Source organism: Catelliglobosispora koreensis DSM 44566, assembly GCF_000379685.1.
Taxonomy (GTDB): Bacteria; Actinomycetota; Actinomycetes; order Mycobacteriales; family Micromonosporaceae; genus Catelliglobosispora; species Catelliglobosispora koreensis.
This window is the reverse complement of the sequence record NZ_KB903290.1, coordinates 16807-29937: the sequence shown is the minus strand read 5'-3', so window position 1 is coordinate 29937 and position 13131 is coordinate 16807. Positions and strand designations below refer to the sequence as shown.

Genomic DNA, 13131 nt, shown 5'->3' with positions numbered 1-13131 from the left:
CATCAGAGCCCGGCGGGCTGGGGGATACCTCACATTTGGGTTTGGCGAGCTGATCATTGCGGTAATTGGCGAAACGTGAATTCGTACCTGCCGATCGTCTTAGGCGACAATGTCAGCTCGCGCCCCAGCCTGGCTAAGGCCGAGAAGCTAGCCGAATTAGCGGCAGAACACGAACTTATCGACCGGCTGTGCGCGGATCTGCTGGCTAACCCCAGCCGCACCGGCAGCGAGGCACTCGCCGGCACCGTCTTGCGGCATCTTGTGAGCGAGCAGCTGTTCTTCGGCACCGATGCGGGCCCGGGTCTGCTCGACGCCGCGCAGATAAAGTCCGATACCGACATTCTGCGCTGGACAGACCCGGCGACAGACCTTTGGGATGAAGCGCTGTCGCGTTTGGACAACACTCTGCGTCTGCACCGTGGGCACTTCCGTGACCTCATCGCACCGGCGCACGCGCGCACCAGCAAGCGGCTGCCGGTCACCTCCCACCATGGATCGGCCCGTCACCTGCCCAGGCAGCGGCACGCCCCGGCGGACCGGACGCGTCCCGCTGCCTAGCTCAGGTCACTTGCGTGCGCGCTTGGCCGGGGCACCCACGTAGGCGGCCAGGTGCTCGCCTGTGAGGGTTTTGCGGTCAGCCACCAGGTCGCTGGGTGTGCCCTCGAAAACGATCCGGCCGCCATCGTGGCCAGCGCCCGGACCGAGATCAATGATCCAGTCGGCGTGCGCCATGACCGCTTGGTGGTGCTCGATGACGATGACGGACTTGCCAGAATCCACGAGGCGGTCGAGCAAGCCGAGCAGCTGCTCGACGTCGGCTAGGTGCAGGCCACTGGTCGGCTCGTCGAGGACATAGACGCCGCCCTTTTCGGCCATCCGGGTGGCCAGCTTGAGCCGCTGCCGCTCGCCGCCGGACAGGGTGGTGAGGGGTTGTCCGAGGCTGAGGTAGCCGAGCCCGACGTCGGCGAGCCGGTCGAGGATGGCGTGCGCGGCGGGGGTGCGTGCCTCACCGGCGCTGAAGAACTTTTCCGCTTCGGTGACGGACATCGCGAGTACTTCGCTGATGTCACGCCCGCCGAGGTGGTATTCCAGCACGGAAGCCTGGAAGCGCTTGCCTTCGCACTCCTCGCACGTGGTCGCGACTCCGGCCATCATCGCCAGGTCGGTGTAGATGACACCGGCGCCATTACACGTGGGGCAAGCACCTTCGGAGTTGGCGCTAAACAAGGCTGGTTTGACACCGTTGGCCTTTGCGAAGGCCTTGCGGATCGGTTCGAGCAGCCCCGTGTAGGTGGCCGGATTGCTGCGCCGTGAGCCGCGGATGGCGCTCTGGTCAACGGCGACAACACCTTCGCGTTCAGACACTGAGCCGTGGATCAGCGAACTCTTGCCCGATCCGGCGACACCGGTGACGACGACCAGCACCCCGAGCGGGATGTCCACGTTGACTTTCTGCAGATTGTGCGTTGTCGCTCCGCGAATTTGCAGCGCGCCCTTGGATTTGCGCACGGTCTTCTTCAGCGACGCCCGGTCGTCCAGATGACGGCCAGTGATGGTTCCGCTGGCGCGCAGGCCTTCGATGCTGCCCTCGAACACGACTTCACCACCGGCGGTGCCGGCACCGGGGCCGAGGTCGACGATGTGGTCGGCGATGGCGATCGCTTCGGGCTTGTGCTCGACAACGAGCACCGTGTTTCCCTTGTCCCGCAAGCGCAGCAGCAGTTCGTTCATGCGCTGGATGTCATGGGGATGCAGGCCGATCGTTGGCTCATCAAAGACGTAGGTCACGTCGGTCAGCGATGACCCGAGGTGGCGGATCATCTTGACGCGCTGGGCTTCACCGCTGGAAAGGGTGCCAGAGGGCCGGTCGAGGGACAGATAGCCCAGTCCAATCTCGACGAACGAGTCGAGCGAATGCTGAAGCGCGCCAAGCAATGGCGCGACCGAGGAGTCCTTGACTCCGCCGATCCACTCGGCCAGATCGCTGATCTGCATCGAGGAGACGTCAGCGATGTTCTTGCCCTTGATCTTCGACGACAGCGCCTCTTTGCTCAGCCTGGTGCCGCCACAGTCGGGACAGGTGGTGAACGTGACAGCCCGCTCGACGAAGGCCCGGATGTGCGGCTGCATCGTGTCGACGTCTTTGGACAGCATCGACTTCTGGATTTTAGGGATCAGGCCTTCGTAGGTCAGATTGATCCCGTCAACCTTGATCTTGGTCGGCTCCTTGTAGAGCAGGTCGTACTGTTCCTTCTTGGTGTACTTGCGAATGGGCTTGTCGGGGTCGAAGAAACCGGCGCCCGTGAAGATGCGGCCATACCAGCCCTCCATGCTGTAGCCCGGGATCGTGAGCGCACCCTCGTTAAGCGACTTGCTGTCGTCGTAAAGCGCCGTCAGATCGAAGTCGGTCACCGAGCCCATGCCCTCGCAGCGCGGGCACATGCCGCCGAGACGGGTAAAGGTCACCTTCTCGGTCTTCGTCTTGCCCTCACCTCGCTCCACCGTAAAGCCACCGCTGCCGCGGACCGAGGGAACGTTGAAGGAGAACGCGTTGGGCGGCCCGATGTGCGGCTTGCCGAGGCGGCTGAACAGAATGCGCAGCATGGCACTGGTGTCGGTGACCGTGCCCACCGTGGACCGGGCGTTGGCGCCCATTCGTTCCTGATCCACGATGATCGCCGTGGTCAGACCGTCCAGCAGGTCGACTTCTGGCCGCGCGAGCGTTGGCATGAAGCCCTGCACGAAAGCGCTGTAGGTCTCGTTGATCATCCGCTGCGACTCGGCGGCGATCGTGCCGAACACGAGCGAACTCTTACCTGAGCCAGACACGCCAGTGAAGACGGTCAGCCGGCGTTTTGGCAGCTCGACGCTGACGTCCTTGAGGTTGTTCTCGCGGGCGCCTTGCACACGGATCAGATCGTGGCTGTCGGCGGGGTGCAGTGCAGGCGCCTGCTTGCCCGCCTTCGTAACCTTGCTCATCTTGTCTCCATCCCGTCTGTTCGTCGCCTGCCTAGCTTGATCTAACCAGGCACAGCCCCTACGCCCAGGTCCCTTTCCACTTGGTCACGTAGGGCAGCGCGAACAGGTACAGGCCGGAAAACATGAGCAACCCGAGCGGAAGCAGCGGCGTGAAGAACACCCACTGCGGGGGCTCTTCCTGTGCCACAGCGATAAAGCACGCGATGACCGTTACGGTAAAAGTCATAGCCAGCCAGCGGTGCGTTTGGCGAATCCGTGCACTCCAGCTCATGGAGAACCCTCCTTAGGGCAGCGATTAGCGTCGAATTCACGCTAACCACGCCTCAAGCGCGCCCGCTTCTTCATTCCTGACCGGTTGGCGATGCGTCGCCTAGAGTGGGGCGCATGCGCGTCGAGCCGGTCCGCCGCCTCAACGACGACCCGTCCGCGGTCGTCATCCTCGCCCACGGCGGCAGGGCCGATAGCCGCGAACCCACGCGCAACCGTCAGCTGACCTATCTGTGGCAGCTTGCCCACAGCAGGTCGCTGGCTCGTGCACTCACCGGCACCAACGTGCAGATTTGGCGCCTGCGATACCGCTATCGCGGCTGGAACGGCAGTGCACAGGACCCGGTTCACGATCTGCGCTGGGCTATCGACCACGCGTCGGGCCCGGTTGTCCTGGTTGGACACTCGATGGGCGGCCGCGCCTGCACCTATGCCGCTTCTTCGCCGAAGGTCATAGCCGTTTGCCTGCTCGCGCCATGGCTTGAGCCGGGCGATCCCGTGGGAAACCTTTCCGGGCGGCCCACACTCATCATCCACGGCAGCGCCGACCGCATGACGAGCGCTGAGCGCTCACGCGCCGCCGCGCAGGCAACCGGCGCCAGCTATCTGCTGCTTCCAGGCGCTGGGCACGCGATGATCTCACCCAAGGTGCTCTCAGCGGTGGCTAGCTTCGTCCGCGAGGCCGTTACGAACCCAGTCGGCGGCGAGGAGTCCAAATAGGACGTCGTCGGTCCACTCGCCTTTGATCCAGGTGTGCTGACGCCGCAAGCCTTCGCGGGTAAAGCCCACTCGCTCCAACAGCCGCGCTGATGCCGTGTTGCGGGCGTCGCATTCAGCGGCCACCCGGTGCAGTTTTCGTTGTGTGAAAAGATAATCCAGCATCGTGGTCACGGCTTCGGTGCCCAAGCCCCGGCCATGAAACGGTGCGGCGACGGTGAAGCCGAGCTCAGCCTGCATCAGGTTGTCGCTGAGGCAGACCCCGATGTCGCCTACGAGCTGGCCCGTTTCACGGTCCGCTAAGGCGTACTGAAACCAGCCGGGCTCGTGCGGGTCGCCTTCGGCGAATTCGGCCACGAGGCGCTCGGCGGTCTCTTCGGCGAAAGGGACCGACCAGGATTGATACCTGGCCACGTCAGGGTCGGACCGGTACGCGTGGAAAGCGCTCACATCAGCCGCCTGAAACCGCCGGATGCTCAGGCGCGGGGAAAGTAGCTGCACCCGTCCACTATGCAACTGTCCAACAGATCAACGTGATGTAGACCTTTGGATATGGACGATTCAACAATATGGGGCATATCGTGGTGCTCTGAACATTCGCGGCGTGGCACCGACGGCCCGGTTGTGTGCCCCGTGAGGTGTTCTGGGGATGGGTAACCGCTCCGGACGGGGGTCGGTGCGGCTGCCTGCATAGCGGGTGGGCCGGCACGGGGCGCTTTAAGGCGCTTCTAGGGCCGGCCTACCGGCCTGAGAACCCGCCTTATCTGGCTGTCCTTTTTTGCCTATTTGGCCTACCGCCGGCGCTGGTCAATCGCGTTACGTTTACGTGAAGCCGGGCGGCTCCCCCCGTGGCCGCCCGGCTTTTTACCTGCTCACAGGCGCCGACAGCGCGGTGAAGAAGCCCGAAAGCTTGGTGTGCAGGCGCGCCACCTGTTCCGCTTCACTAAGCGACTCTTCGATCCGGGACCCGTTCACCGGCGTCTTCTTGCCCCGCAGATATAGCGAACACGCCAGGTCGGTGCACACGTACAGCCCCGCGGAGTTGCCCAGCCTCCCCTGCTCGCCGGTCTTGCGAGCCGTCATCATCGACACACCGTTGCCCGAATGCGCCGTCAGGCACAGCGAGCAGATGTTGGTGTGCATCAATCCACGCTTCTGCGTCGCGATGCGCAGCGCGATCCCGGTCAGGTCACCGGCTAGCTCGGCCACCAGATAACTGCGCTCGGGCGCTTGCGGGTCATGCCAGCCCAGAAAGTCCAGATCCTCCCAAGGCTGCGTGGCCAGGTTCCTGGGCACGGGAAGCCGCTTGGCCTCGCCCTTGGAACAGTTGATGAACGAGTTACGGATGTCCTGTTCGCTTGCCGATCTCACGACACCGCACCGTACCGGGTCGCCGCCGGCGGAGAAACCGACTTTCACGCATCGCCGTGCGGTGGTGAAGCAGGCTATGCTGCGCGGCCATGAGCGTGCGTCGCGTCATCGTCGCCCTCGCCGTGGTGAGCGGATGGTGGGTGGCCTGGGGGCTGATCGACATCATCAACCTCGGCCAGATGCACCTCGCCGGGGGTGAACCAGCGCCTTGGGCGCATTTATGGCGTACCAGCATGGCAAGTAATTTGCTCTGGATCCCCACCACCCTGGCCGCGCTGTGGCTCGCGGCCCGGTGGCCCTTGGGCCGCACCGGAATCGCCGGGATCGGTGTGCATGTGCTCGGCCTCGCGGCCACCGTTTTCGGCCGGGCCGTCGTGGTAGCGCTTTTCAACCCCTTCATCGGCTGGTACGCCGAAGCTGTGCCCCCTTTCGGCGAGCTGATGATGATCAGCGTCTATAACAACCTGTTCCTCTACGGACTGATAACCATTGGGGCACATGCGCTTTACTACGCCCGCGCGCATCGCGAGCGCGAGGCGCAGCTGACCCAGGCCTCGCTGCACGCTCTGCGCACCCAGCTGCAGCCGCATTTCCTGTTCAACACCCTCAACGCCATCGCCGCCCACGTGCACGATGACCCCGACACGGCCGAACGCATGATCGCCGGGCTCGGTGACCTGCTGCGCCACAGCCTCGACAGCGACGGCAGACTCCTTGTGCCCCTTGACGAAGAGCTGGCTGTGCTGCGGTCCTATGTGGACATTGAGCAGATCCGTTTTGCCGACCGGCTGACCGTCACCTGGGACATCGATCCCGGGACACTGCCGGCCGCGGTGCCGCCGCTGCTCTTGCAACCGCTGGCCGAAAACGCCATCCGCCACGGGTTATGGCCGCGTTCGGCACCCGGCGTGCTCGCGATCAGTGCCCGTCACAACGACGGCCAGCTCCTGCTGACGATCAGCGACGACGGCGTCGGCATCGCTGCCGAGGCGGCTCACGGCATCGGGCTGAGCAACACCGCGGCCCGGCTACGCCGCCTCTACGCGGGAAAACACGATTTCCGCGTGCGGCCGGGCCAAAATGGCGGAACCGTGGCCACCATTCGCCTGCCCTTCAGCGTCATAACAGGTGATGATTCGCACCCTGGTGATAGACGACGAGCCGCCGGCCCGGCGCCGGTTGCGTGACCTGCTGCGCGACTGTCCCGACGTCGATGTGGTCGGCGAAGGCGGCACGGTCGCCGAAGCCCGCGACCTTATGCAGGCGACGCAGCCGGACCTGATCTTTCTGGATGTCCGGATGCCCGGCGGCGACGGGTTCTCCCTCGGGACCGTCGCGCCAGAGGTCATTTTCGTCAGCGCGTTCAGTGAGCATGCCTTGCGCGCATTCGAGTTCGAGGCCCTCGACTACCTGATGAAGCCGTTCACGCGCGACCGGCTGGCCCAGTCGCTCGATCGCTATCGCCAGCGGCGGCCCGTTCAGCCGGTCACCCCGCTGCGACGGCTGCCCGTTGACGTCGGCCGGACGATCCGTTTCGTTGACGTCGATTCCATCGACTGTGCGCGGGCCGAAGGCAATTACGTGCGCGTGCACTCCGGCCAGCAGTCCTACTTGCTGCGCGACACCCTGGCCAACCTGTGCACACGGGTGGGTTTGCTGCGGGTGCACCGATCCTGTGCCGTGCGGCCCGATCAGGTGCGCGAGGTGGAAACCCTGGCGCACGGTGAGTTCGTGCTGCGCCTCGGTTCAGGAGCATCAGTGATCACCGGCCGGTCCTACCGTGACGCGGTCCGCGCCGCCCTCGGACTGTCCGTCCACTGATTTCTCCCGTTCGTCACAACGCTTCTACCGCAAGCTCTGGCGGGTTCCTAACCTCTGGCGCATGAAACTTGTGTTCGCCTCGGCCGTGCTGTTGCTCAGCACGGTTGTTGCCTCGCCGGCGCAGGCCAAGCCCGGCACCGGTGACGTCTTCGCCCCTGGGGTCATCTCCACCGACGCCGAGGAGTACCGGATCGTTTTCGATCTCGACGGCGACACGGCTTATTTCGGGCGCGGACAGGACTTCTTCCCCATCTCGCGCGAAGCCACCATCATGGTGTCGCGCAAGGTAAACGGAGCCTGGACGGCCGCCACCCCCGCCCCCTTCTCGGGCACACACAGCGATCTCGACCCGTTCATCACCCCGGACGGTTCGCGGTTGTTCTTCTCCTCGATCCGCCCCGTCGGCGGTGCCCCACGCTCCGATGTGGACCTGTGGATGGTGCGGCGCACCAGCTCCGGCTGGTCGTCACCCCAGCACCTCGGTTCCGTGAACAGCCCGTCCGACGAGCTTTACCCCTCGGTCGCGCTCGATGGCACGCTGTATTTCGCCAGCGACCGAACGGGCGAGTTCGACATCTACCGCTCCCGCCCCCTGGCCGACGGCACGTATGGGCCGGCGGAAAGCCTTGGGGCACCGGTCAATACGGCCGGCTGGGAGTTCAACCCGGTCATCCTGCCGGGCGGCAACGTCTTGTTCTTCACGGGACTGGAACGCGCTGGCGGGCAGGGCCTGGGCGATCAGTGGGTATCGGTTCGCATCGGCGGCAGGTGGACCACACCCCGCAACCTCGGACCGGCCATCAACACGGCGGCAGACGAGTACCACCTGTCGTTCTCGCCGGGCTATGACCGGGTGTATTTCGTCCGGCACACCTACGACCCGTGGGTGCCAGGCGACCTCTACACCATGCCGACCTGGAAACTGATCGGCTAGCGAGGAATTAGCTGCCTTCTGGTGCGCCAGAAGGCAGCTTTTCTTTCAGCTGGTGCCGGGAGTTCACGTTCAGCTTGCGGTAGGCGTTGCCGAGATGGACTTCCACGGTCTTCGGGGTGATGAAAAGCTCTTGGGCTATCTGCCGATTCGACAGTCCCGTTGCCGCCAGCTCGGCCACCCGCTGCTCGCTCGGCGTCAGGGTCGCGGCGATGCGGTTGGCGTGCTTGCCCGGATGGCCGCCTGCGGCTAGGAGTTCAGTGGTGGCCTTTTCGAGAAGAGGCGCTGCTCCGCACTGCTGGGCTAGCTCAACAGCACGGCCCAGCGGCATCCTGGATTCACCACGGTGCCCGGAGCGACGCAGGGCGGTGCCGAGATCGAAAAGCGCGCGGGCGTGGTCCAGACTCGCTGACGACGTGGCAAGTTCGGCCACCGCTTGGGTCATCAGCTCGATCCCCTGATCTCCGGCGCGGGCCAAGCCCAGCACATGCCGGGCCCGGCCGATGGGGCCAGGTGCCTTCCAGCGCAGAGCCCCGTCGAGTTCACCTGCGGCGAGCCCAGCTGCCTCCTCACGCCTGCCAAGCGCGATCAAGTTCAGCGCGGCCTCGGTACGCCATGGCAGGACAGCGGGATTGGTCCCGCCCCGGGCTTCCTCGGAGTGGCCGACGCGCATCGCTGAGTCATAAGCGCGAGTGTGGTCACCTTGGGCACGGCGCAGCCGGGCGAGACAGAGCAAGGTGATGTAGCCCGACGGGTGGTGTTCGAGGGTGGCCATCATTTCCGGTGCGGTGGTCCGGGCGAGCACCTGCGCCGCCTCATCGATGCGGCCTTGTTCGATGAGTGCGCCGGTCAAGATGGTCAGGGCATGATGCCGTGCCGATTCCACATGTGTCGCCTCGATCAGCGCGAGAGCCTCGCGCGCGTCTGCCTCGGCGTCGGCCAGAGCACCCCGCGCCAGCCAGGCAAGTGCCCGGAACATGGTGGCGACGGCGGCTCCGGTTGACGAACCATGCTCGTGCACCTGGGCCACCGCATCGTTAAGCGCGCCAATTGTTTCGGGAGCGTCTGCCGCGATGAGGGTAATCCAGATCGCTGGGACCGCTTCGGGTGCGACGTCGAAATCCAGCAGGCCGCCTTGCAGCGCACGGCGGGCTCGAGCCACCGCGGATGGATCGCACGCCTGGCATTTCCACATGGACAGCACCGCGTCGAGCAACTTGCCGCCATAGGTCGCTGCCGGCGGCAAGGCCAGGCATTGTTCAAGGAAGGACAGCCTTTCTCGGTCAGGGGGAACCATTATCGACACGATCGACAGGGCGGCCAGGCACCGGCGGCGCACATCTTGCTCCTCGGCGGGTAGCAAGTCCATCGACCGGCTGAAATAGTCCTTGCCCTCGTTGAACTGTCCTGCCCGAAGCAGCCCAACTCCTAAGTCCGCGGCCAGGCGCGCCTTTTCCAGGGGTTCAGTTTCCAGCTCGTAAGCGTCTTTGGTGCAGGCGACGAAGGCAATGAGGTCGACGGCACGCGCCACCGATTGCGCTTGCTTTAGGAGTTCGAGACGCCGTCCACTCGGCATCTGCTCGGCAAGGGCACGCTCGAGATAGCGGTAGGCGTTGCGGTTAGCGCCGCGGGCCAGCGCCTCCGCCGCGGCACGCGCTAGACCGTCGGCGACCTCGAGGCTGTCCGCTGGCGGAAGCTGAAGCAGATGCGCGGCAACAGCTTCAGCCGAATCACCACTGTCTGACAGCAGCCGCCACGCCCGCCGATGTCCGGCGAAAAGGTCACCCGGCGCGATGCTGGTGTAGATCGCCGTTCGCACCAAGGGATGGACGAAGCCGCACACCTCCGGCCGTTCGGCGTTCTCTGACGCCAAGATGTCCGCGGCCTGAAGCCTTCGCACCGCGTCTTGCACTTCGGGTTCGGACAGCCCGGTCAGGCCGCGGATGTTCGTGATGGTGGCGCTGTCGCCGAGCACCGCGACGGCCTCACACACCTTCACGCATGCGCCCGGCAAAGTGCGCAGCCAGCCCCGGACTCTGCGGGTGAGCATGTCACTCGTGCCGGTGGTGATCAGCTCCTGGTTTCCAGCAACCGGGGCGATTCCCTGCGCCCGCGCGGTTTCGGCGCATTCGAGCACCAGCAATGGATTCCCGCCACAGGCCTCGTGGCAAGAAGCCGCGAACGCCGGATCCGCTTGAGCCGAAACGACTTCGCTAATGAGCATCGCTACGGAGTCAACGGAAAGCGGCCTTGGCCGCAAGGTCACGCAAGCGGGATCCGTGGTAATCAGATCAAGCAGCTCCTGGTTCTCGCCCGTCGCCGCCCCGGGCCGCAAAGTAGCGAGCACGATCACTGGAAGCTCGCTTAGGCGTGGCAGCAAATGGGCCAGGAACCGCAGCGACGATTCATCGGCCCAGTGCAGGTCATCGCAGATCAGCGCGAGTGGCTTGTCCTGGCAAACGTTTAATGTCAGCCAGTACAGGCCATGCAGCACTGCGAAGTCACCAACGGGTTGTGCCGCAAGCGTTTCGTGGCCAACCGCCGCCGTCGCCTGTGCGGCCGGGCCAGACAACCATTGCTGCCGCTGGGTTTCGCCCGCCTCGGCCAATAGCGGATCGAACAGCTGCCTGACCAGGCCGTAGCTGTGATTCTGCTCGAGCTCTGAGCCACGTGCCCTTCGGACCGTTGCTCCGGCGGTGGCCGACATCGCCGCAGCCTCGGCTAGAAGCCGGGTCTTGCCTATGCCCGCGGCACCTTCAAGCGCCACGAACTGCCCTTCGCCCGCGGCTGCGGCTGCGGCTCTGACGGCCTCTTGCAGCGCTTTCAGCTCGTCCACCCGGTCGCAGAGGCCAGCCGGGTCAGTGTGACCCATTTAACCAGCATAGGGGTGTTAGGGGCCGTATACGGGACATGCCTAATGCCGGCGATCTGCCCGAACTGCGACGCTTAAGACCTCCCCCGAGAAGGCGGCGGAGACCCGGAAGGTTAGTGCAGACCCGGAACTTCGCCGCCGGAGCTTTCATCCATCTCCTCCCTGGGGAAGACCTGGGCCGCCACCGTGGCCCAGGTCTTCCCCTTCGCATGAGGGCAGCCGGCGCCGCAGGTATGCCGTCCAGTCCGTCCCATGCAACGGATCGGTTCTTGTGCGCCGGCCGACACCCGCCTAATTTGTGGCGAACAAGTAATCGCCTTCTGTCGCGGCCAGTAGGGCGATGGCGAGGGCCGCGGCGCACGCCACACGTCACCTGGAGCGACAATCATGCGTCACAGCGGAAAAGCACTCATCGTCCGTGGAGGCTGGGAAGGGCATGATCCGGTGAACGCCACCGACATATTCATCCCTTTCCTGAGTGCCCATGGCTACGAGGTACGCGTCGCCGGCTCACCCACCGCGTACCTCGAGGATCTGTCTAATGTCGACTTGATCGTCCAGTGCGTCACGATGGGCACTATCGAGCCCGCGGAGCTCGACGCTCTGCTGGCTGCTGTCGAAGCCGGGACAGGGCTAGCGGGATGGCACGGCGGCATCATTGACAGTTTCCGCAACGCGAGCGGATACCTGCACCTGACCGGTGCCCAGTTCGCCGCTCATCCTGGCCCGGAGGGCGGGCAATCGGTCCGCCACACCATCCGGATGACCCCTGCTGGCAAAGAGCATCCGATTACCACAGGTCTCAGCGACTTTGACCTCGTAACCGAGCAATACTGGGTTCTCGCCGACAGCTACATCGATGTGCTCGCGACAACCACTCAGTCCTGTTCGGACGGTGACCCGTGGCACCGTGAGGTCACCTCGCCAGCGATCTGGACACGCCAGTGGGGCCGCGGCAGGATCTTTGCCGCTACCCCAGGACATTCCACCGCCGTTCTGCAGCACCCTTCCGTCCGTACCATCATCGAAAGAGGCCTGCTGTGGGCAGCCACGAAGGACACCGAATGAGCCAGGCACAGGGCATCGGCATCATCGGCTGCGGAACTATCGCCACGCAATACGCTGGCACGCTAAAACGCCTGCCGTTGCTGGATCTCATCGCGGTCGCTGACCTCGAACCGTCCCGCGCCAAAGCGTTCGCCGCGGTGCACGGCACGAAAGCTGTCCCGGTCAGTGAACTGCTGGCTGACCCCTCCATAGCCACGGTTCTGAACCTCACTGTGCCGGCGGCGCACGCCGAGGTCGCCATCGAGATCCTCACCGCCGGCAAACACGTGTACTGCGAAAAGCCGATCGCGACTAGTACCGCCGATGCGCACCGCATCCTCGCTGTGGCCGAGAACGCCGGGTTACGGGTGGGCTGCGCGCCGGATACCGTCTTGGGCTCCGGCATTCAGACGGCCCGTAAAGCCATCGATGACGGTCTCATCGGCCAGCCGGTCGCAGCCACCGCGACGATGGTGACCCCTGGGCATGAGACCTGGCATCATCAACCCGACTTCTACTACCAGCCCGGCGGTGGCCCGCTCTACGACATGGGCCCCTACTACCTGTCAGCCCTGGTTCACATGCTTGGGCCGGTGTCATCCGTCATCGGCGCTTCAAGCCGTTCCCGCGACAGCCGCGTGATAGCCACCGGACCCCGTGCCGGGCAGCCGATTCCGGTCGGCGTCGACACTCATGTCACCGGCGTGCTGACCCACGCATCCGGAGCACTGTCCACCATTGTCATGAGCTTCGATGCTGTCGACACGGCGGCAGCCAAGCTGGAGGTCCACGGACAGGACGGCTCACTCATCGTCCCGGACCCCAACCATTTCGACGGTGACGTTCTGCTCAAGCCCAATGGCGCTGCCCAGTGGTCCACGCTTGCTCCTGCGGCAGGTTTCCTCGGCGGAGGCCGGGGTATCGGCCTCATCGGCCAGGACCGGGCTAGCGGCAAGCTGGCCCTCCACATCCTCGACATCATGGAATCGGTGCTTCGGGCAGCCGCATCCGGCCGGGCGCAACCCATTGAGCACCAAGCTGAACGGCCACTGGCAGTCCCGTTCAGCGTGCTGCGCCGGTAACGAACGTTGGCGGCTCGCCTTTGCGGGCGAACCGCCCACCGCCC

General features: G+C 64.9%; 12 protein-coding genes. 7 read left to right on the top strand and 5 right to left on the bottom strand.

Annotated elements, in window-relative coordinates; genetic code table 11:
- Window positions 1-75 precede the first annotated feature (75 nt).
- Complete coding sequence (locus A3E1_RS0130110; protein ID WP_020524529.1) at window positions 76-558, top strand: hypothetical protein; 483 nt, start codon at window positions 76-78, stop codon at window positions 556-558.
- 6 nt (window positions 559-564) lie between these two features.
- Here A3E1_RS0130110 and A3E1_RS0130105 read toward each other — a convergent pair whose 3' ends face one another.
- Window positions 565-2979: an ATP-binding cassette domain-containing protein gene (locus tag A3E1_RS0130105; protein WP_020524528.1), complete on the bottom strand. Its 2415-nt coding sequence runs from the start codon at window positions 2977-2979 to the stop codon at window positions 565-567.
- A gap of 58 nt (window positions 2980-3037) precedes the next feature.
- Window positions 3038-3250 (bottom strand): hypothetical protein, encoded by a 213-nt coding sequence (locus A3E1_RS0130100; RefSeq protein ID WP_020524527.1) that lies wholly within the window; start codon window positions 3248-3250, stop codon window positions 3038-3040.
- 113 nt (window positions 3251-3363) lie between these two features.
- On the opposite strand from A3E1_RS0130100, the gene A3E1_RS42850 reads away from it, so the two are divergent.
- Entirely contained in the window at window positions 3364-3966 is a 603-nt protein-coding gene (locus tag A3E1_RS42850) for an alpha/beta hydrolase (RefSeq protein ID WP_020524526.1), read from the top strand.
- On the opposite strand, the gene A3E1_RS0130090 is transcribed toward A3E1_RS42850, so the two are convergent.
- Window positions 3901-4464, bottom strand: coding sequence for a GNAT family N-acetyltransferase (locus A3E1_RS0130090; protein WP_020524525.1), 564 nt, complete (start codon window positions 4462-4464; stop codon window positions 3901-3903). The two genes, A3E1_RS42850 and A3E1_RS0130090, sit on opposite strands and share 66 nt — an antisense overlap.
- A gap of 363 nt (window positions 4465-4827) precedes the next feature.
- Window positions 4828-5334 (bottom strand): FBP domain-containing protein, encoded by a 507-nt coding sequence (locus A3E1_RS0130085; RefSeq protein ID WP_020524524.1) that lies wholly within the window; start codon window positions 5332-5334, stop codon window positions 4828-4830.
- 89 nt (window positions 5335-5423) lie between these two features.
- Between A3E1_RS0130085 and A3E1_RS42845 the strand changes: the two genes are divergently transcribed.
- The 3 genes from A3E1_RS42845 to A3E1_RS0130070 all read left to right on the top strand — a co-directional run bounded on the left by A3E1_RS42845 (window position 5424) and on the right by A3E1_RS0130070 (window position 8089).
- Window positions 5424-6521, top strand: a complete 1098-nt coding sequence (locus A3E1_RS42845; protein WP_020524523.1) for a sensor histidine kinase — start codon at window positions 5424-5426, stop codon at window positions 6519-6521.
- Window positions 6466-7155 carry a LytR/AlgR family response regulator transcription factor gene (locus A3E1_RS0130075; RefSeq protein ID WP_040392256.1) on the top strand — a complete coding sequence of 230 codons (690 nt, stop codon included), beginning with the start codon at window positions 6466-6468 and terminating at the stop codon, window positions 7153-7155. Before A3E1_RS42845 ends, A3E1_RS0130075 begins: the two co-directional genes overlap by 56 nt.
- A gap of 61 nt (window positions 7156-7216) precedes the next feature.
- A complete protein-coding gene (locus A3E1_RS0130070) occupies window positions 7217-8089 on the top strand; it encodes a TolB family protein (RefSeq protein WP_026208979.1) in 873 nt (290 codons plus the stop codon).
- Window positions 8090-8096: 7 nt separating this feature from the next.
- Here the strand turns inward: A3E1_RS0130070 and A3E1_RS0130065 are convergent, their stop codons facing one another.
- The gene (locus A3E1_RS0130065) at window positions 8097-10958 is read right to left on the bottom strand and encodes a helix-turn-helix transcriptional regulator (protein WP_020524520.1); all 2862 of its coding nucleotides are present in this window, start codon (window positions 10956-10958) and stop codon (window positions 8097-8099) included.
- Between the two features lie 387 nt (window positions 10959-11345).
- Between A3E1_RS0130065 and A3E1_RS0130060 the strand changes: the two genes are divergently transcribed.
- Together A3E1_RS0130060 and A3E1_RS0130055 are read left to right on the top strand one after the other, a co-directional pair.
- Window positions 11346-12026, top strand: coding sequence for a ThuA domain-containing protein (locus tag A3E1_RS0130060; RefSeq protein ID WP_020524519.1), 681 nt, complete (start codon window positions 11346-11348; stop codon window positions 12024-12026).
- Complete coding sequence (locus A3E1_RS0130055) at window positions 12023-13087, top strand: Gfo/Idh/MocA family protein (protein ID WP_020524518.1); 1065 nt, start codon at window positions 12023-12025, stop codon at window positions 13085-13087. Before A3E1_RS0130060 ends, A3E1_RS0130055 begins: the two co-directional genes overlap by 4 nt.
- The last annotated feature ends 44 nt before the right edge of the window (window positions 13088-13131 follow it).

Coding starts and splice junctions, on each gene's coding strand:
- A3E1_RS0130075 (WP_040392256.1), top strand. CDS start 6,466: ATGATTCGCACCCTGGTGATAGACGACGAGCCGCCGGCCCGGCGCCGG.
- A3E1_RS42845 (WP_020524523.1), top strand. CDS start 5,424: ATGAGCGTGCGTCGCGTCATCGTCGCCCTCGCCGTGGTGAGCGGATGG.
- A3E1_RS0130055 (WP_020524518.1), top strand. CDS start 12,023: ATGAGCCAGGCACAGGGCATCGGCATCATCGGCTGCGGAACTATCGCC.
- A3E1_RS0130105 (WP_020524528.1), bottom strand. CDS start 2,979: ATGAGCAAGGTTACGAAGGCGGGCAAGCAGGCGCCTGCACTGCACCCC.
- A3E1_RS0130070 (WP_026208979.1), top strand. CDS start 7,217: ATGAAACTTGTGTTCGCCTCGGCCGTGCTGTTGCTCAGCACGGTTGTT.
- A3E1_RS0130060 (WP_020524519.1), top strand. CDS start 11,346: ATGCGTCACAGCGGAAAAGCACTCATCGTCCGTGGAGGCTGGGAAGGG.
- A3E1_RS42850 (WP_020524526.1), top strand. CDS start 3,364: ATGCGCGTCGAGCCGGTCCGCCGCCTCAACGACGACCCGTCCGCGGTC.
- A3E1_RS0130100 (WP_020524527.1), bottom strand. CDS start 3,250: ATGAGCTGGAGTGCACGGATTCGCCAAACGCACCGCTGGCTGGCTATG.
- A3E1_RS0130065 (WP_020524520.1), bottom strand. CDS start 10,958: ATGGGTCACACTGACCCGGCTGGCCTCTGCGACCGGGTGGACGAGCTG.